The 18,523-nt window shown below is 71.1% G+C and carries 16 protein-coding genes and 1 pseudogene; 9 read left to right on the forward strand and 8 right to left on the reverse strand.

Going from position 1 to position 18,523, the window contains the following annotated elements; all coding sequences use genetic code 11:
- Positions 1-12: 12 nt before the first annotated feature.
- Positions 13-909: a geranyl diphosphate 2-C-methyltransferase gene (locus OG599_RS02625; protein WP_327174284.1), complete on the forward strand. Its 897-nt coding sequence runs from the start codon at positions 13-15 to the stop codon at positions 907-909.
- A 73-nt stretch (positions 910-982) separates the two neighbouring features.
- Here the strand turns inward: OG599_RS02625 and OG599_RS02630 are convergent, their stop codons facing one another.
- Positions 983-1,525: a hypothetical protein gene (locus OG599_RS02630; RefSeq protein ID WP_327174285.1), complete on the reverse strand. Its 543-nt coding sequence runs from the start codon at positions 1,523-1,525 to the stop codon at positions 983-985.
- Positions 1,526-2,026: 501 nt separating this feature from the next.
- Positions 2,027-3,220 carry an MFS transporter gene (locus OG599_RS02635; protein ID WP_327174286.1) on the reverse strand — a complete coding sequence of 398 codons (1,194 nt, stop codon included), beginning with the start codon at positions 3,218-3,220 and terminating at the stop codon, positions 2,027-2,029.
- A 49-nt stretch (positions 3,221-3,269) separates the two neighbouring features.
- Here OG599_RS02635 and OG599_RS02640 point away from each other — a divergent pair, with 49 nt between their 5' ends.
- Both OG599_RS02640 and OG599_RS02645 read left to right on the forward strand, forming a co-directional pair.
- A complete protein-coding gene (locus tag OG599_RS02640) occupies positions 3,270-3,650 on the forward strand; it encodes a MerR family transcriptional regulator (RefSeq protein WP_327174287.1) in 381 nt (126 codons plus the stop codon).
- Positions 3,651-4,027: 377 nt separating this feature from the next.
- The gene (locus OG599_RS02645; RefSeq protein ID WP_327174288.1) at positions 4,028-4,240 is read left to right on the forward strand and encodes a hypothetical protein; all 213 of its coding nucleotides are present in this window, start codon (positions 4,028-4,030) and stop codon (positions 4,238-4,240) included.
- Between the two features lie 309 nt (positions 4,241-4,549).
- Here the strand turns inward: OG599_RS02645 and OG599_RS02650 are convergent, their stop codons facing one another.
- From OG599_RS02650 to OG599_RS02660, 3 genes and pseudogenes are all read right to left on the reverse strand, one after another.
- Positions 4,550-4,834 (reverse strand): hypothetical protein, encoded by a 285-nt coding sequence (locus tag OG599_RS02650; protein WP_327174289.1) that lies wholly within the window; start codon positions 4,832-4,834, stop codon positions 4,550-4,552.
- Between the two features lie 95 nt (positions 4,835-4,929).
- Positions 4,930-5,049, reverse strand: a complete 120-nt coding sequence (locus OG599_RS02655) for a TerD family protein (protein ID WP_327174290.1) — start codon at positions 5,047-5,049, stop codon at positions 4,930-4,932.
- Between the two features lie 47 nt (positions 5,050-5,096).
- Positions 5,097-5,354: pseudogene (locus OG599_RS02660) on the reverse strand (DNA polymerase III); the annotation flags it as partial.
- A gap of 227 nt (positions 5,355-5,581) precedes the next feature.
- On the opposite strand from OG599_RS02660, the gene OG599_RS02665 reads away from it, so the two are divergent.
- The 5 genes from OG599_RS02665 to OG599_RS02685 all read left to right on the forward strand — a co-directional run bounded on the left by OG599_RS02665 (position 5,582) and on the right by OG599_RS02685 (position 14,152).
- On the forward strand, positions 5,582-6,328 hold the full coding sequence (locus OG599_RS02665; protein WP_327174291.1) for a hypothetical protein: 747 nt from the start codon (positions 5,582-5,584) through the stop codon (positions 6,326-6,328).
- Between the two features lie 786 nt (positions 6,329-7,114).
- Positions 7,115-8,068, forward strand: a complete 954-nt coding sequence (locus OG599_RS02670) for a hypothetical protein (protein ID WP_327174292.1) — start codon at positions 7,115-7,117, stop codon at positions 8,066-8,068.
- Between the two features lie 255 nt (positions 8,069-8,323).
- Positions 8,324-9,295: a sugar phosphate isomerase/epimerase family protein gene (locus OG599_RS02675; RefSeq protein ID WP_327174293.1), complete on the forward strand. Its 972-nt coding sequence runs from the start codon at positions 8,324-8,326 to the stop codon at positions 9,293-9,295.
- Between the two features lie 83 nt (positions 9,296-9,378).
- Positions 9,379-12,678: a PQQ-dependent sugar dehydrogenase gene (locus OG599_RS02680; protein WP_327174294.1), complete on the forward strand. Its 3,300-nt coding sequence runs from the start codon at positions 9,379-9,381 to the stop codon at positions 12,676-12,678.
- A gap of 277 nt (positions 12,679-12,955) precedes the next feature.
- Positions 12,956-14,152: an ROK family transcriptional regulator gene (locus tag OG599_RS02685; RefSeq protein ID WP_327174295.1), complete on the forward strand. Its 1,197-nt coding sequence runs from the start codon at positions 12,956-12,958 to the stop codon at positions 14,150-14,152.
- On the opposite strand, the gene OG599_RS02690 is transcribed toward OG599_RS02685, so the two are convergent.
- Positions 14,104-14,940: an AraC family transcriptional regulator gene (locus tag OG599_RS02690; RefSeq protein WP_442809371.1), complete on the reverse strand. Its 837-nt coding sequence runs from the start codon at positions 14,938-14,940 to the stop codon at positions 14,104-14,106. The genes OG599_RS02685 and OG599_RS02690 overlap by 49 nt on opposite strands.
- A 162-nt stretch (positions 14,941-15,102) precedes the next feature.
- Between OG599_RS02690 and OG599_RS02695 the strand changes: the two genes are divergently transcribed.
- Positions 15,103-15,798, forward strand: coding sequence for an alpha/beta fold hydrolase (locus OG599_RS02695; RefSeq protein WP_327174297.1), 696 nt, complete (start codon positions 15,103-15,105; stop codon positions 15,796-15,798).
- Positions 15,799-15,927: 129 nt separating this feature from the next.
- Here the strand turns inward: OG599_RS02695 and OG599_RS02700 are convergent, their stop codons facing one another.
- Together OG599_RS02700 and OG599_RS02705 are read right to left on the reverse strand one after the other, a co-directional pair.
- On the reverse strand, positions 15,928-17,922 hold the full coding sequence (locus OG599_RS02700; protein ID WP_327174298.1) for an acyl-CoA dehydrogenase family protein: 1,995 nt from the start codon (positions 17,920-17,922) through the stop codon (positions 15,928-15,930).
- A gap of 202 nt (positions 17,923-18,124) precedes the next feature.
- On the reverse strand, positions 18,125-18,412 hold the full coding sequence (locus OG599_RS02705; RefSeq protein WP_327174299.1) for a hypothetical protein: 288 nt from the start codon (positions 18,410-18,412) through the stop codon (positions 18,125-18,127).
- Positions 18,413-18,523: the final 111 nt, after the last annotated feature.

Here is an 18,523-nt window from a genome sequence, read left to right on the forward strand (position 1 = left end):
ACGGATTCTTCTGTGACCCACACCGAACTCACCGCCGACCCCACCTCCCTGCGCATCCCCCGGCCTGCGTCGGCCGGCCCGGCGACGCCCTACCAGGGGGACATCGCCCGCTACTGGGACGGGGAGGCCAGGCCCGTGAACCTGCGGCTCGGCGATGTCGACGGCCTGTACCACCACCACTACGGCATCGGCGACGTGGACCACGCGGCACTCGGCAGCCCCGAGGACAGCGAGAGCGAGAAGAAGCTCGTCACCGAACTCCACCGCCTGGAGTCGGCTCAGGCCGAGTACCTCCTGGGGCACCTCGGCGACATCGGGCGTAACGACACCCTGGTGGACGCGGGCTGCGGCCGGGGCGGCTCGATGGTGATGGCGCACCAGCGCTTCGGCTGTACGGTCGAGGGCGTCACGCTCTCGGCTAAGCAGGCAGAGTTCGCCAACGGCCGGGCCGGCGAACTCGGCATCCAGGACCACGTCCGCGCCCGTGTCTGCAACATGCTCGCCACCCCCTTCGAGACCGGCTCCGCCGCCGGCTCGTGGAACAACGAGTCGAGCATGTACGTCGACCTGGAGGACCTCTTCGCCGAGCACTCCCGCGTCCTCAGGGTCGGCGGCCGTTACGTGACCATCACCGGCTGCTGGAACCCGCGGTACGGCCAGCCCTCGAAGTGGGTCTCGCAGATCAACGCGCACTTCGAGTGCAACATCCACTCGCGCCGGGAGTACCTGCGCGCCATGGCCGACAACCGCCTCGTGCCCACGGCCGTCGTCGACCTCACCCCCGACACGCTGCCCTACTGGGAGCTGCGGGCCACGTCCTCGCTGGTCACGGGGATCGAGGACGCGTTCATCAACTCGTACAAGGACGGTTCGTTCCAGTACCTGCTGATCGCGGCGGACCGCGTCTGACCGCCTTCAACCGCACGACCGGGAGGGCCCGTTCGCAGGAACGGGCCCTCCCGTGCCGGTGCCGGTCGGCGCGTTACGCCCGCCCGCTCTCGCGGTTCGCCCGAAACCGGTGCCGCAGCGGCCCGACGCCCAGCCAGACAACGGTCACCAGGGCGAACTGGGCGACCAGGTTCCACAGTCCCGACGCCTGGGCGCCGGGGGCCGCAACGACCGACATCAGCAAGGTGAGTGCGGCGGCCACCGTGCACGCCGTGACGCAGCGCAGCCACAACCGCCATTCGTACCGCACCCGTTCGGGCCCGGACGCCGGTGGCTTCGCGGGGGCCGGGGCGCCGGCGACCCGGTGGGCCGACCAGGCGTCGGCACGGCGCACGATCTCGGGACCGAAGCCGACCGAGACCCCGAGGTAGACGGCGGCCAGCCCGTGCGTGGCTCCGGCGGTACCGCCGGAGCGCAGGTCCGCGACGGAGAAGGCGACGAGGGCGAGGTCGGTGAGCGGCACGCACAGCAGCAGCGCCGCGCCGAGCCGGCGGGCCCGCAGGGCGTACCGGGCGAGAAGACCCAGCACCAGGAAGGCCCAGAAGGCGATCTCGCAGACGACGATCGCGCCGATCACCACTCCGTCGCCGGCCAGGCCTCGTAGGGGGCGGAACGGGCGGCGGCGCTCATGCGGGGGCTCCGACCGCCGGGAGCAGCAGCACCGTGGCGCTCTGCCGGGCGGGGAACAACACGCGAACGGCCCTCGCCCGGTTCCGTAGGAAAACCCCGGTGACCTGCACCGACTTCCCCTCGATCAGGCCCATGCTCTTCCCCTCTCGAATATGCGGCGCGTCTTGAGGCAGGGCCTCGGCAAAGTGGCGCTTCGTCCGGATTGGTGATCATGCGATCCCGAGGAGAGGGAGGGGCCGGTGGAGGCCTCTCGCGTTGTGCCGAGGTCGGCGGCGATGATTCTCGGGTACTCACCGCGGTCGTTCTGGGGGCTGTGGCTTTCGGGGCTGGATGGGGATGCTCCGGAAGCCACAGCATAGGCGGCACCGCCCGTGACGCGGCGAAGGCACCTGCGCTTCCGAGGTCGTCACCTTCTCGGACGACGTCGGTGGGCTCAGCTCCGGAATTCTCACCGGCGGCGGGCCCTGCCTCGGAGTCCGTTGACCACCAGTCCGAAGGTGGCTGCGGCGATGACCGCGGCGGCGACGGCGGGTAGGGCTCCGGCCTGCCAGTTGCCGAGTACTGCCCCGCCGAGCGTCGCTCCGGTGGCGATACCGAGGTTGAGTACGGTGATGCCGATCGCCCCGGAGGCGGCCTCCCGACCGGGGGAGGCGATCCGTAGCAGGTGCATCTGGAAGACCGGTGGCAGCAACCCGATGAGTACGCCCCAGCCTGCGATCACCACGACCGCCACGGAGAGATGGAAATTGAGTAGGAGCAGTGAGGCGGCGCTGCCGGCGAAGGCGGCGCTGACCCAGCTGAGCGCCTGCCGCGGGAACCGGTCGGAGAGTGATCCGGCCCCGATGGTGCCGACCACCCCGGCCGCTCCGAAGACGAACAGCAGTATGCCGCTGGTGGCGTTGTCGTAACCGCCGAACTGTTTGAGCAGCGGTGCGATGTACGTGTAGAGCAGGAAGTGGCCGGTGATGACGAGCCCTCCGGCTAGCGCGACGCCGAGTACGGTCCACTGTGCCGGGTCTCGGCCTTCCTGCCGCACGGCTGGCCGGGGCGCGTCTGAAAGCGGCAGGGAACGGATACCCAGGGCCGCCAGCGCGAGCAGCGCCGCCAATGCGCCGAAGGAGACCCGCCACCCGAGCGAGACGCCGACGGTGGCGCCGAGCGGAATGCCGACGGTGCTGGCCATCGCCGGACCGGCCAGCACGACCGAGACGGCCCGGCCGGTCCGCGCCGGCGGGACGAGTGTGGCCACCGTTGGCACGAGCAGCGACCAGAAGAGGCCGTGCGCGGCGGCGGCGGTGACACGGCTGGTGAGCGCCCACCCGTACGAGGGGGCGAGCGCGGTGCCGGTGGTCGCGAGGGCGAGCAGCAGCAGAATGAGGGTGAAGAGCCGTCGGCGCGGTACCCGTGCGGTCAGCCGGGTCAGCGGGACGCTGGCTACGGCGATCGTCAGTGCCCATGCGCCGACCAGTCCGCCGGCGGTCGCGGGTGTGATGTCCAGGCCGTCGCTGAGCTGCAGCAGCATGCTCGCGGGCAGCAGTTCGGTGGTGACGGTGGCGAAGGCCGCGCCCGAGAGAAGGAGCAGTGCTCCCCAGGGCAGCCTGGGCGGCGCTTCCGCAGCGATTTCGGTGGGTTGAGTACTCATGGTCGGTACCGTAGAGTCTCTCATTCATGTGAGAGTCAAGGAGCGGTTCATGAGGATCGGTGAGCTGTCCAAGCGCACCCGGATTCCGATCCGGATGCTGCGGTACTACGAGGAGCGGGGGCTGTTGAGGCCGGAGCGCGCACCGAGCGGCTACCGGCACTATCAGGAGGCGGACGTCGAACAGGCAACACTGGTGAGCAGCCTGGTCAGATCAGGGCTGCCGACCAGACTGATCCTGCCGCTGCTCCAGAAGAACCAGGTGGACGGGGACGAAGCAGACGACGGAGACGACCTGGTCGCACTGTTCGACGCCGAATTCGCCCGCCTCGACAGCCAGGTCAAATGCCTGACCTTCAGTCGGAACGCCGTCCAGCAGCACCTGCGACGCCTCCGCACCAACCGGGTCGATCAAGAATCAACGGTCGCCTGAGCAGCTCAACCACCGCGCGCACAGCGGATGGTGGCTTTGAGGTGCTCAGATTGTCGGCCTTCCGCCTCATGCAGAATGCCGCCGGCCAACGCCCAGGCCACTGCGCCGGGTACTCTCCCGCGTCGACGGCGACGCCCTCGATCAGGCCGTCGGACGCCGGCTCGCCGACCGCCGCCACGCATCACCACAGGCCACCGGTCTGCAGGGGATCGCACCAATTCGGACGAAGCACCACTTTGCCGAGGCCCTGCGTCTTGGGTGTGTCCATATCCGGCCACTGTCGCAAAGAAGGCGCCCCGAGAACCCCGGAACGCCGTTACGCTGCACGCGAGAACACTGGTTCAGCGACTGCCGCACGGGGAAGAGGAACGGAATCGATGCTGTGGATTCTTGATATCGGTGGTGCGCTCATGCTTCTCCAGGGAATCGCCCCGATCGTCCAGAGGATGAGCGGCACGGATCCGGAGGAGAGTTTCTTCATCGTGAACGCGTTTCCGGAGAATCAGGGCCTGGCCAGCACGGTTCTCGTCCTCGGTGGAATCGTTCTGCTCAGCGCGGCCGTACGCGTCCGGCGCGGCCGCAGGGGCTGAACCGGGTTGGCATGCACGGCGTTTGTGCGACCGGGCACGCGCGAAGCGCTCCAGGGAGTTCTTCCGGCTCCGGGTCGAAGACCTGGTTCGCGGCTCGCCACTACCCGGCGGAGCCGATCACGGCGGCGAATCCCGGGCCTCGCCGCCGACCGAAACCCGGAGCTTCGCACCGGCACCTTCGAAGCGACTGGCCGCACCCTTTCGCATTCCCGGTTGTTCCCTACCCGGCAACGCACCGTTTTCGCGTCGCATTCGTTTCGCATCGCATTCGTTTCGCGTCGCAGCCCGGCAGGACTCACCCCCGAGGGCCTACTCGCCCGGCGGAACTCGCACGAAGCCCTCGGCCCAATCGTCTTCGTCGAGCTCGCAGAGGTCGAAGATGAAGCAGTCCGGTTCATCACGGAAGCCCGGTAGCAGCCGAGCCTGACGCACGCGCTCTTCGACCCGTTCGAGGGCCGAGTAGATACCGAGCAGCTTTACGTCGTCGCCGTCCGACTCGTCGCAGAACACGCCACTCCCGTCGACGTGCACGGTCGAGCCGTCGTCGCCGGCTTCGTTCTGATGGCCGACATGCCACAGCGGATATACGATCACGGGCGCAAAGCTACAGGCTGTCCCGCAGTTCCCGAGTTCAGTGGGGCAGCACACACGTCGTCGCCGACTCGGCTCCGCAAGCCGACCCGTCCGCGTCACCCCGTGATGTCGACGCCGTAGCCCCGGGCCAGATCGGCCAGGCCGTGGCCGTATCCCTGCCCGACGGCCCGCAGTCGCCAGCCCTCGCCCCGTCGGTACAACTCGGCGAGGATCATGGTGCGTTCGGTGGTGGCGGCGTCGAGAGTGGCCCGGGCGGCCGGGGCTGCGCCGAGGTGGGGGCACCCGCGAGACGGGCGGGGGTGAGGCCGTGAATGTGCACCGGGCCAGGGTCGCAGCCCGGGTCGAGAAGGGTGGAGAACTCCCCCGTCTGCCGGCCGTGTGCGTCCAGCGTGAGGATCGCCAGGGACAGAACGCGGTCCCGGCCGGGCCTCAGCCCGGACGTCTCCACGTCCACCAGCGCCCACTCGTGGACGTAGTCGGGCGCTGCGGGCCACTTCTGGCTCGACGACAACAGGGCCAGGCGAGGCTCCCTCCCCCGGGTGCGGCAAGCGGTACGACGTTGCCGCGGTGATTCATCGAAACTGAGGGGATTTTCGCACGTACGCACCACTGTTCCTGATGCGGCGCCTCGCGCTCGGATCGGCCGTCGCCCGACTACCGCGGCGGGGTAGGCAGTTGACGATCCTCGGCGCTCCCCGCTATTGGTTCCGTTGGCGGCACGGCCGTGTTGCGGTGAAGGGGGAGCACGTGAGCGTCTTGTGGTGGGTGGTCACGCTGGTGGTTCTGGTCGTGGGCTGGACGGCCTGGCGGCTCGTCCGGTACCCGGGCCGGTGGGCGCACGCGTTTCACGAGGCGCACCGGAAGGACCGGCGGGCTCTGGACGACGCCCGCAGCGCCGTACGGAAGTTGCGCAACGCCGCTCGTCGCGAGACGTGGCGGGCGTGGGGCAAGGTGAAGCGTGCGGAGTCCGCCCATCGGCGCCGGGTTCGTCAGGCCGAGGCCGAGTTGGAACGGCGGCGCGCACCGGACCGGGGTGACCGGGTCCATCAGCTGGGTGCGATCACGCTGTACGAGCACGCGGTCGTCGTCTCCGAGGACGAGTTGCCGCTGGCCGGCCTGCATGTGCGGATCGAGCTCGCACGCGCCGAGCACGTGTCCTACGTCTACCTCACCCACCCGGACGGGCAGGATCGCATGCAGAGCTACGAGGGCGAGGAGTTCCCGGAGGACACGGTGCGCAAGTTCAGCGTGCAGCTCCACAACGCCGCCGTGGCGGCGCACCGTTCGCGCGGGTCGCGCGAGGACGACATCGCCGCGCTCGAAGCCGCGCTGCGCGAGGCCCAGGAGGCGACCGGTCCGGTGGAGGCGGCGCGGGAGCGGCTGGACGAGACGCGTGCCCGCCACAGCGCCGATCCCAGGCTCCCGCGCGCACGGGCGGCGCTCGACGACGCCCGGACGCAGTGGCAGGACCTCACCGGCAGACGCCCGTTGTAGGCGCCGCCCGGACCACCCCTGTTCGTCGAGCCCTTCGTGCCGCCGCTCAGGACGCGGGGCTCGGGCCTCGCGCGTGACCGCTGCGCCGGGTGCCGAGCCCGGCGGTCTTCGCCGTTGCGACCGGGCGACTTCGCCACGTCGCCCGTACCGATCCGCAGGGCAGGCGGGCGCGGCCGCCCCACCGCGGAGTGCCGCATCGCGTCCAGCCCTGACGGGACTGGGCGCAGCTCCATGTCGGCGCCCTGTTCCCGGCCGTCCGCACGGTCGGAGTCGGCGTCGGGGCGCGCAAGGAGGGCCGGCCGGGCGACTCCCGTCGTGTCGAACGGGCCGTCACTTTCGGGCCGGATTGCATCACCTTCGCGATCGCGAACAAGGTAACTTCCTCCCGCCGTCGGCTCCCCGAACCCGTGGTGCCCCTGGGTCCCGTGGTGCCGTGACGGTCTTTTCTCCGACCCCTCCCAGCTTTTGATGAATCTGCAGAAAGTTCAGCAGATTCGTACCGAACCTCTGGACAGTCCTCCGCGCCGCGTCCTAGTCTCTCGGCCCATCGAACAGGTTTCATCCCTGTAACGCCGCAGCCGGCCGGCGTCACTCCGGAGCCGGTCACCTCGCTCACGAGCCGTTCCACGTCTCTCTCCCCATGGCCGGGCCACCGCCCGCACGAGGCACCGCGCCGCGCGACCACTGCCTCGGCAGTCGCTCACGCACCGTTTCAGCACACCGTCGAAGCACGGCACACCGGCCGGGTCACCGACTCTGCCGTGAACGCAGCGGAAGGGAAGCGACATGAAGATTCGTACGTTCATCGCCACGGCCTCTCTGGTGGCATCCGGAAGCCTGGTGGCCTTCACCGGCTCCGCCCAGGCGGCGCTCTACACCACCTGTGTCGGTGACGGCGGGGCCGTGACCGTCACCAACGACCTGGTCGTTCCGGCCGGGAAGTCCTGCACCCTCACCGGCACGAAGGTCAGGGGGACGGTGACGGTCGAGGCCGGGGCCGACCTCGTGGCCGCGGGTGCCACCTTCAACAGCACGGTCACCGTGGGCGAGAACGCGTATCTCGACCTCACGAACACCACCGTCAAGGGTGCGCTGACCGCCGCCTCCGCCTTCGGCACACACCTGGAGGACGCCAACGTCAAGGCGGTGACCGCCACCGGGGGGTTCGTATACGCGGTGGACTCGACGCTCGGCGGAAACGTCTCCACCGGGTCCGGCGAGCTGTACGTGTCCGGCAGCACCCTGTCGGCAGCGCTGACCGGTGACGGCAACCAGTACAGCGACGTGTACGACTCCACCGTCAAGGGCGCGCTCACCGTGAACGGGAACACCCTCGGCGGTGTGTTCTGCGCGAGCGAGGTGTACGGGGCCGCGAAGTACTCCGGCAACGCCGACGCACTCCAGCTCGGGGGTGAGGGGCTGCTCGGATCGTGCGCGGGCGCCTCGTACTTCGGCGGCGACCTGGCCGTCACCGACAACACCGCGATCGCGCTGCTCGACAACGCGATCGTGCGCGGCGGACTCACCGCCACGGGCAACAACCCGGCCCTCGTGGTGGGCGAGCTGGCGCGCGTGCGTGGCACCGTCACCGGGGAGACCGCGGCCGCGGCCCCGTCGTTCTCCCGCTCGGCCGGGGAGGCCGCGCCCGAGGACCGGGCCGCCTCTCTCGCCGAGAAGGCCACCGCCCGTGCCGCGGCCGCGCGGGCGGACGCCCACGAAGCGGGCAAGTCCTCCCTCTGACGCCGAGGAACACCGCCGGCGGCTCGCCCGCCGACGCCCGGCCGTGACGGCGGACCGCCTCCCGTCGCCGTGCCTCCCCGCATCGCGCGACGGCTCCCGCCGCGCTCGCCGGTCCCCCCTCCGGAGCGCGTAGCACCGGTTCCGGAGTCCGCGGATCAGCCGTCGCGGTGCGCACCGCCGTCCTGCTGCCCGGGCCGTGTGCCCGATCCGTATTCCCCTCTCCTCGTTCCCCTCTCCTCATGCACAGGAGTGACCGTGAGTCATCTGCACAAGTCCTTCGACCGCAGGGATTTCCTGCGCGCCACCGTCGGCACCACCGTGGCCCTCGCCGCCGCCTCCGTCACCGGGGCCGCCACCGCTGCCTCCGCCGCCGCCGCGACGAGCGCGCTGCCCATTCCCAAGGACCGCATCGGGGTGCAGCTCTACAGCGTCCGCGACAAGGTCAGCTCGCTCGGTTTCGCCGTCGTCCTCGCCGAGCTGGCCCGGATCGGCTACAAGGAGATCGAGTTCGCGGGGTACACCCAGTCCACCTCCGTCCTGGGCAGACAGATCACCCTCCCGGAGATCCGGACCATCCTCGACGACCACGGGCTGCGCGCCGTCGGCAGCCATGTCGGCATCGGCAACCTGCGCTCCAACCTCCAGGCCGAGCTGGACGCCGCGGAGATCCTCGGCATGCCACACGTGGGCACCGCCAACGCGCCCTCGAACACCAACACCGTCGCGGCCTACCGCGCCGCCGCAGACGAGTTCAACGCCTGGGGCGCCGCGGCGACCGCGCGTGGCCTGAAGCTGTACCAGCACAACCACTCGGGCGAGTTCGCGTTCGCGACCGATCAGCCGTCGGTCCGGCTGTACGACGTGTTCCTCAAGAACACCGACCCGCGCCACGTCTATCTGGAGCTGGACATCTACTGGGCGTACGTGGGCCAGTACCGCTGGCCCGGATTCGACCCCGCCGCCTACGTGCGCGACCAGCCCTACCGGTACCCGCTGTTCCACATGAAGGACGGCGACGCGAACGCGGCGAGCGGCAACGGCTACGACATCGTCGAGTTCGGCGCCGGCGACCTCCCGTACCAGAAGTTCGTCCGCGACATCGGGGCGCGCTACGCGCACCTCGGCATCTGGGAGCAGGACACCGCCCCCAACACCCTTCCCGCGACGCCGGGTTCGTTCGGTGCGGCGGAGCGCAGCTTCTCGGCGCTCAAGACGCTCCTCGGCTGACAGGCGCCACACGAAGGAGGCGCTCCGCGCGCGGGGCGCCTCCGTGCCCGCTCCTTACCGCCAGCGATCAAGGAGACATCACCGTGCACCGCACCCTGAGGCGCCTGATCACGGGGGCCCTGCTCGTGGCCATGCCCGCGCTGGGCTGTGTGGTCCTGGCACCCGCCGCCGAGGCCCACCCGGACCACGAACACGCCCTGGACTGGTCGAACTACGAGAAGGCCACCCTGACCAAGGAGGTCGGCGAGCCGATCGACCTCGCCGTACTCCCCGACAGCCGCGTCCTGCACACCGCCCGCAACGGCGATCTGCGGCTCACCGACCCCGGCACCGGTGTCACGAAGGTCGTCAACCATGTCGACGTGTACCAGAACTCCGAGATGGGGTTGCAGACGGTCACGCTCGACCCGGACTTCGCCGCCAACAAGTGGGTGTACCTGTACTACTCGCCGCCGCTGAACACCCCGGCCGGCTCCGCTCCGCTCCAGCTGACCGCCGGGCAGGACGACTCGTACTGGAAGCAGTGGGAGGGGTACGACACCCTGACCCGCTTCAAGTGGACCGGCGACAGCCTCGACCTGTCCACCGCGCAGGAGATCATCCGGGTCGACACCAACCGCGGCCAGTGCTGCCACGTCGCCGGTGACGTGGACTTCGACGGCGACGGGAACCTCTATCTCTCGACCGGCGGCAACACTCCCGCTTCGGGCCCGAACGTCAACGGCTACAACCCGGTCAACGACGCGGCAGGCTACAACCCGGGGCTCGACGAGCGGCGCGGCTCGGGCAACTCCAACGACCTGCGGGGCAAGATCCTGCGTATCCACGTCCAGGAGGACGGGAGTTACACCGTGCCGGAGGGGAACCTTTTCCCGCCGGGCACGGCGAAGACCCGCCCCGAGATCTTCGTGATGGGCCTGCGCAACCCCTACCGCCTCGCGGTGGACCCGGAGACGAACGCCGTGATGTGGGGCGACTACGGCCCCGACGCCGGAACCGCCGACCCGAACCGCGGGCCGATGGGGTACGTCGAGTGGCAGACCACGACGAAGGCCATGAACAGCGGCTGGCCGTACTGCACGGGTGACAACACCAGGCCGTACCGGGACTTCGACTACGCCACCCTCACGCCCGGTGCCGCCTTCGACTGCTCGGCGCCGGTCAACGACTCCCGCTGGAACACCGGCCTGACCACGCTGCCCGCGGCCACCCCGGCCACGCTCTGGTACGGCGACCGCGACACCGACCAGCCGTGGCCCGAGCTGACCGCCTTCCGCGGTCCGGGCGGCCCCGGCGGCCAGGCCCCGATGGGCGGTCCGGTCTACCACTACGACGCGGACAACCCCGCGCCGGGCAAGTTCCCGGAGTACTGGGACGGCAAGGCGTTCTTCGGCGAGTTCTCCCAGGACTACGTCGCCGCCCTCACGCTCGACGGGCCGGACGGCCCCGTGAGCGCGCTGGAGAACTTCCTTCCCAACAGCGAGCGCGCGCAGAACGGCATCCCGCCGTGGGACAACCCGATGGACCTGGAGTTCGGCCCGGACGGCGCCCTCTACGTCCTCGACTACGGTGACGGCTTCTTCCGGCAGAATCCGGACGCGGGGCTCTACCGGATCGACTACGCCGAGGGCAACAAGGCGCCCACCGCGGTGATCGAGGCCGACAGGACGTCCGGTCAGGCACCGCTGGCGGTCACCTTCGACGCCACCGGCTCCAGCGACCCGGAGAACGGTGGGCTCACCTACCAGTGGGACCTCGACGGCGACGGCGCCTTCGACGCCACCGGGCCCACCGCGAGCCGCACGTATCCCGGCACCGGGCAGTTCGAGGCCCGGCTGAGGGTCACCGACCCGCAGGGCAAGATGGGCCTGACGAGTCGTCAGATCACGGTGGGCAACACGGCTCCGACCCTGCGGATCACCTCGCCGGCCAACGGCGGGTTCTTCAACTGGGGTGACTCCGTGCCGTACGGCATCGCCGTCGAGGACCCTGAGGACGGGTCCACGCCGGACTGCGCCAGGGCGGCCTGGACCTTCGGCCTCGGGCACAACCAGCACGGCCACCCGGTCAACAGCGGCACCGGCTGCTCGGGCGGTGTCGTGACCCCGACCGACGCGGGCCACGGTGACACCGAGAACGTCTTCGGCGTCCTCGGGATCACCTACACCGACAGGGGTGCGGGCGGCGTTCCGGCGGCCACGACCGATGCCCAGGTGGTGCTCAACCCGGCCCTCATGCAGGCCGAGCACTACGACACGGCGGAGGGCGTCACGGTCACGGACGACACCACGGCGTCCGGGCAGCGCAAGCTGACCTCCTTCGACGCGGGTGACTGGATCGCCTACGACCCGGTGTCGTTCGCCGGGATCACCGGGGTGCAGACCCGTGCCAGTGGCGCCGGGACCCTGGCGCTGCGCTGGGGTGCGGCCGACGCCGAACCCTTCGCCACCGTGTCCGTACCGGCGGGAGAGGGCTGGCAGACCGTCACCACCTCGCTCGCCGACGTCCCTTCGGGGTCCGGTGAGGTCTTCGTCACCAGTTCCGGCGGTGTCGAACTGGACGCGCTGACCTTCCAGGGCTCCGGTGTCGCGGACAAGACCGCCCCCGCGGTCACCGCAACGCTCAACCCGCCGCGTCCCAACGGTGACGAGGGCTGGTACACCGGCAACGTGTCGCTGACGGTCTCGGCGACCGACAACGGGACGGTCGCCGGCCGTCAGTACTCGGTCGACGGCGGAACGACGTGGCTGGCGGCGAACTCGGCCGTCACCCTGTCCACGGAGGGTGCCACGACCGTCCGTTACCGGGCGACCGACAACGGCGGCAACGTGTCGGCGGTGGGCTCGCTCACCGTCCGGATCGACCGCACCGGTCCGATGCCGGCGGTGACCGGTGTCGACGCCAACGGCAGCTACGGGGACTCCGGGCGCCTGACACCGGTCTTCTCGGCGACGGACACGGTGTCCGGCGGGGCGACCGCGACGGCCACGCTGGACGGTGCGCCCGTCACCTCCGGGCAGTCCCTGGACCTGTGGCGGCTGCCGCTCGGCAGCCACGAGCTGACGGTCAGGGGCCGCGACCGGGCCGGCAACACCACGACGAGGACGGTGTCGTTCACGACGCGCACCTCCTACGCGGACGTCCGCACGCTCATCACCCGGCTGCGGGCCGTCGGCCTGATCACGGCGCAGGGTGAGCAGCGGCTGTCCGTACGGCTCGCCCAGGCCGAGGCACACGCCGGCGCGGGCCGCACCGCACAGGCCGCGGCCGTGCTGGAGTCGTTCGCGGACTCCGCGTCCGACACCGCCCTGGTGCCGAACGGCGCGGCGGGCGCGGCCCTGGCCCGGGACGCCCGGGCACTGAAGGGAGGCGCCACCGGCTGAGGCCGGACTCGAGGACCGGAACTGCCCCGCTGCTGTGCCACCGGCGGGGCGGTTCCGTGTCCGGCCCGCGATCATGCGAGTTCCGTCGCGGAAGTTCCGTCCTAGAAGTTCCGTCAACACCCCGCCAACTTTCGGTGTTCTGTGAAAAAGTTGCCGGAAGCCGACCGTGCCCCGGGGCTCCGCACACGCGGGTCCCGCCGGGCGACACGGCCTCCGGCCCGTGAGTCCCCCGCGACAACTCCCCGAGCTGTCCAGGGCGTCCAGAGGAAGTGAACCCGTGACCATCCAGTACCGCGTGCTGAGTCTCCTGCGCGACAACGGCCCGCTGTCCCGCGCCCAACTCGCGGACCGGCTGGAGGTTCCGCGCCCGCGGCTGCTCGGCGAACTCGACCGCATGGTCGCCGCCGGGCGGGTCCGCGAGGCGGGGCCGGCCGCGTCGCGCGGCGGGCGCCGCTCCACCCTCGTCCAGCTCGACCCCGGCGTACGGTTCGCCGCCGTCGATCTCGGCGCCAGCTCCATCGACATCGAGATCACCGACGGCGCGCTCGCCCCGGTGGCCGCCTGCTCCGAGCCGGCGGACATCCGCTCGGGACCGCAGGTCGTGCTCGGGCGCGTCAGCGAACTCCTCCACGCCCTGGCCGACCAGGGGCACTACACCCGTCTCGACGCCATCGGCATCGGCCTGCCGGGACCGGTCAGCTTCCGCGAGGGGGTACCCGTCTCGCCGCCGATCATGGTGGGCTGGAACCGCTTTCCGGTGCGCGACACCCTCGCCCGTGCGCACTCCTGCCCCGTCGTCGTCGACAACGACGTGAACGTGATGTCCCTCGGGGAGCAGCACAGCGGGGTCGCGAGGACCGTCGACCATCTGCTCTTCGTGAAGATCGGCAGCGGTATCGGCTCGGGGATGCATCACCACGGCCGGATCTACCGGGGCGCCGAGGGGTGCGCCGGCGACATCGGACACGTACAGCTCGAAGCGGACGGGCCGCTCTGCTCCTGCGGCAACACCGGTTGCCTGGAGGCGTACTTCGGTGGCGTGGCGCTGAGCAGGGACGCCACCGAGGCCGCGAAGTCCGGCCGGTCGCCCGCCCTCGCCGAACGGCTCGCCGAACGCGGGGTCCTGACGCCGGTGGACGTCGCGGAGTGCGCGAACGGCGGGGACGGTACGAGCGTCGGCCTGATCCGGGCCGGCGGCCACCGCGTCGGGCAGGTCCTCGCCACCCTGGTCAGCTTCATGAACCCGTCGATGATCGTGATCGGTGGCGGTCTGGCCGGACTCGGCTATCCCCTGCTCGCCGAGATCCGCAGCGTCGTGTACAAACGCTCGCTTCCCCTCGCCACCGGCAACCTGCCGATCGTCATGTCCGGCCTCGGCCCCCGCGCGGGGGTCGTGGGGGCGGCTCTGCTGGCGAGCGAACTCGCCTACGGTGAGGCGTCGGTGACGGGGGACGCCGAGCCGCCGGTCCGGTAGCGGCCCGGGGTCGTTCCGACGATCCCGGTGAACGCCGCGATGAAGCTGCTGGGGTTCGCCCACCCGCAGGCGTGGGCGGTCCGGACCGTGTCGTGGCCGTCGGCGAGGAGCACGAGCGCGTGCTGGACGCGGAGTTGTGTGCGCCACTCGTAGAAGGTCATGCCGAGTTCGCCGCGGAAGAGCCGGCTGAGGGTACGGGCGCCGGCTCCGACCGTCCTTCCGAGTTCGGCCAGCGTGGCGTTGCTCGCCGGCGACTCGTACAGCACCCGGGCGACGGCTCGCAGCCGGTCGTCCCGCGGCTCCGGCAGGTGGAGGGGCTGCTCGCGCGCTTCGCGGAGATCGTCGACGAGGACGTGGAGGAGGCGGGAGCGTGCGGCGGGGCCGTGGTCGGGCACGGCGTCTTCGTGGGAGTCGTCGTGGTCGCGGGGGCCGGTCAGGGCGAGAAGGACTTCACGGGCGAGGCCGGAGACCAGGAACACGGCGGGACCGTCCGGCAGCCGTCGGGCGAGGGACGGTGCGAGGAAGACGATCCGCATGTCGGTGTCGCCGTGGGCGCGGTGGTGGTGCGTGCATCCGGCGGGGGTCCACGCGGCCCTGTTGGCGGGCACGATCGAGGTGCCGCGCTCGGTGTGGACCGACAGGACGCCGCCTGCCGCGTACACCAGGTGTCCTCGCGTGTGCGCCCGCGCCGCGCTCGTCGCGCCGGACGGCCAGAGGTGACGCCCGCCGGACGGCCACACATGTGACGTCGCACCGGCGGTGGTTCGAGGTTGGCGGCGAACGGGCATCGGTTGGCATCGTAGCGGTGGCACGCCACGCGGTGCCCCCGTGAGACTTTCCCCGTACGGAGCCGGGCCGACCCCGCGCGGAGAGCCCGGCCGCACCCCTTGCCGTCGGGGCGGTGCGCCTCGATGCGGCGGCCCGGATGAACCGGAAGAAGGAGAAAGAGCATGGCGACGTTCGTTCTGGTGCCCGGTGGCTGGCACGGCTCCTGGTCGTTCGAGGCGGTGGTTCCGCTGCTGGAGCGTGCCGGTCACACCGTGCACGCCCTGACCCTGACCGGCCTGCGCCCGGACGACGACGTCGCGACGGTCGCGGCCGCCAATCTCGACACGCATGCCGACGACGTGCTGCGGCTCCTCGACCGCACCCACGCACGCGAAGCGACGCTGGTCGGCCACAGCTACGGCGGGATGGTGATCGCCGCCGCCGCGGACCGCGCGGGCGGCCGGGTCTCGCGTCTCGTGCATCTCGACGCCTACGTACCGCGCGCGGGCGAGTCGTGCTGGTCCTCCACGACCGGGCGCTACCGGGAGGCGTTCGCCACCGGCGCCGCGACCACCGGCTACGCCGTCCGCCCGCCGGACGGCGGGGATCCCCGCCGCCGCCCCCACCCCCTGGCCTCCTTCCTGCAAGCGTTCCGGCCCCTCACCGACCCGCCGGCCCGGGTGCCGCGGCGTGAGTTCGTCTACTGCTCGGGATGGGAGGACCGGACGCCGTTCGCCGGACTCCGCGCTCGGCTCCTGGCCGATCCGGAGTGGCGGGTCCACACCCTCGCGACCGGCCACGACGCGATGCACGAGGCCCCGGAGGCGGTCGCCGCGCTGCTGCTCGACGACCGCGTCACGACCGCGCCGGCGTACTGAGCGGTGCGTGCGGGGCGGACGGGGCGAAGCAGGCGCGATGCCGGACCGGGATCGTGCCCGCGGACGCGGGCCGCTGTCCGCGTCGGCCGTGGGCGTCCGACGTGGCCGCCCCCCTCCTGTTCAGCCTGTTCAGCCCACCAGGTCCGGCGCGCGCAGCATCTCGGACGGGATTCCCCAGGCGTCGACGAGGTCGACGGCGAGGGGGCGGACCCTGCGGCAGAGTTCGTTCACCTCGCGGCTGATCGCCTTGGAGCGCTGGACCGTCAGCCGTCCGTGCTCCATGAACCAGGCGCGGTCCGCCTCGATGGTGGACAGGGCGTGCAGGTCGCACAGGAGGCCCAACGCGGCCTTGTCACCGCTCTCGGGCAGTGAACGCACCCGGTCGACGAACGCCTCCAGCACGAGCCGTTCGACATGGGCGCGGGCGAGTGCGATCACATGGTCCTGGACCCGTGAGAAGACGGCGCCGGGGTTGTGCTTCTGGTCGATGCCGCGCTTGAGCCTGCGTGCCACACCGGCGAGCATGTGCTCCTCGCGGTAGCGGAGCATGGCGAGCTGGTACTCCGGGTCGAGGAGCCCGGCCTCCTGGTCCCACTCGTCGCCACCGGGCAGCAGGTCACGTACGCGTTCGAGCAGCTTGTGGGCGGACGTCTTCTCCAGCACCGTCTCGACGGCGAGGCCGGCCACGTGGCGGACCACGCCGAGCTGGTCCAGGTCCTCGAACTCGCTCGCGTAATGGGTGAGCAGGCCCTTGGCCACGAGCTGCAGCAGGACGTGGTTGTCGCCCTCGAACGTGGTGAAGACGTCGCTGTCGCTCTTGAGGGCGGCGAACCGGTTGACGGTGAGGTACCCGGCGCCGCCGCACGCCTCGCGGCACTCCTGGATCACCCGGGTGGCGTGCCAGGTGCCGAGGGCCTTGGTCCCGGCGGCGCGGGACTCGAGCAGGCGCCGCGCGTGGGGGTCGCCCTCGATGCCGGAGAACACCTCGTGCAGCTGTGTCCGTACGACGTCCTGCGCGAAGTGCAGCGCGTACGTGCGCGCGAGGAGCGGCAGCAGGCGGCGCTGGTGCAGTCCGTAGTCGAGAAGGAGCTGCTCCTCCCCCGGGCCCGCCTTCGGGGACGCGCCCGGCGAAGCGTCCGAGGAGGCCTCGAACTGCCGTCGCCGCACGGCGTACTTGACGGCGATCGCGAGGGCGACCTTGGCGGCGTTGATGCCCGCGCCGCCGACGCAGACCCGGCCCTGCACCAGGGTGCCGAGCATGGTGAAGAAGCGCCGGCCGGGGCTCTCGATCGCGCTCTCGTAGACGCCGTCGGCGGTGACGTCGGCGAACCGGTTGAGCAGCGCCTCGCGCGGTACCCGCACGCCGTCGAACCGGATGCGGCCGTTGTCCACGCCGTTGAGGCCCATCTTGCGGCCGTCGTCCTCGATCCGGACGCCGGGCGCGACTTCGCCGCCGCGCCGGATCGGCACGACGAACGCGTGCACGCCCTCGGACTTTCCGCCCACCTCCAACTGGGCGAATACGACGGCCAGTTCCGCGTGGCGGGCGGCGTTGCCGATGTAGTCCTTGCGCGCCCCTTCGCCGGGAGTGGTGATGACGAACTCCTGGCCTGCGGGGTCGTACCTCGCGAGGGTGCCGAGCGCCTGGACGTTGGAGCCGTGGCCGCTCTCGGTCATCGCGAAGCAGCCCATCAGCCGCCCGGTGATGAGGTCGGGCAGATAGGCGTCGTGGTGGCGCGCGGTGCCCAGTTGCAGGATCGCTCCTCCGAAGAGCCCGAACTGCACGCCGACCTTCACCAGCACCGACAGGTCGCCGAAGGCGAGCGTCTCGAACGCGGCGATCGAGGCTCCGATGTCACCGCCCCCGCCGTACTCGCCCGGGAAGCCCATGCCGGTCTGGCCGGTCGCGGCCATGTCGACGACGCGTTCACGCACCCGCTCGCGGAACGCGTCGATGCCGAGCTCCTCCGCCTCGTCGAGGACGGAGGCATGGGTCACCAGGTTGGCCCGGACGAGGTCGCGGATCTCCGCGTACTCGCCGTCGAGCAGCTCGGCCATCGCCTGGACGCCGACTTCGGGCCGCGTGTGACCGGTGCCGGGGGTGGATGCGTTGTCGGTGGTCATGGCATGTCGCTACCCCGGCTCGGGACGATCAAGCGGTCGGCCCTCCCGGCGTCCTGGAGCGCCCCACGACAGTCGTCGTCACGGCCGGGTCGACGCGGGCGACACCTCGCAGCGGGTCAGCCGACGGCGAGTAGGTCCCCCGCCAGCGGCCCGGGCCGCCGTGCACGCCTGCTCCTGCACCTCGGGCGAGGTGGTCGGCGGGTCAGCAGAACCAGCCGTTCTGGACCCAGCCCCGGCGGTTGATGTCGCCGTAGGCGAAGCCGTAGACCCATGTTCCGCCGGCTTCCTCCACGAGGAAGGTCTGTCCCCGGTACAGGGTGCCCATCCAGGCGCCGTTGGGAGCCGTGACCCGGACGAAGAGGTCCTCGGCGCAGACGGTTTCGCGCTGCCCGGCGGTGCCGTTTGCGGCGGCGGCGGGACCTGCGGCCAGGGCCGCCATCGTGGCGGCGACGGCCAGGACGAGGGCGGTGCGCCTGCTGGTACGGGTCACGGGGCGCCCTCCGGGGGTGCGGTTCGGGGGCGTCACCATGATCCGTAACCGCCCAGGCACTCCTGCCTGACGAAACCCCAGTCGTTGGGGCCGAAGTCGAAGGTGGCCGTC

Source organism: Streptomyces sp. NBC_01335 (genome assembly GCF_035953295.1).
In the GTDB taxonomy this organism is placed as follows: domain Bacteria; phylum Actinomycetota; class Actinomycetes; order Streptomycetales; family Streptomycetaceae; genus Streptomyces.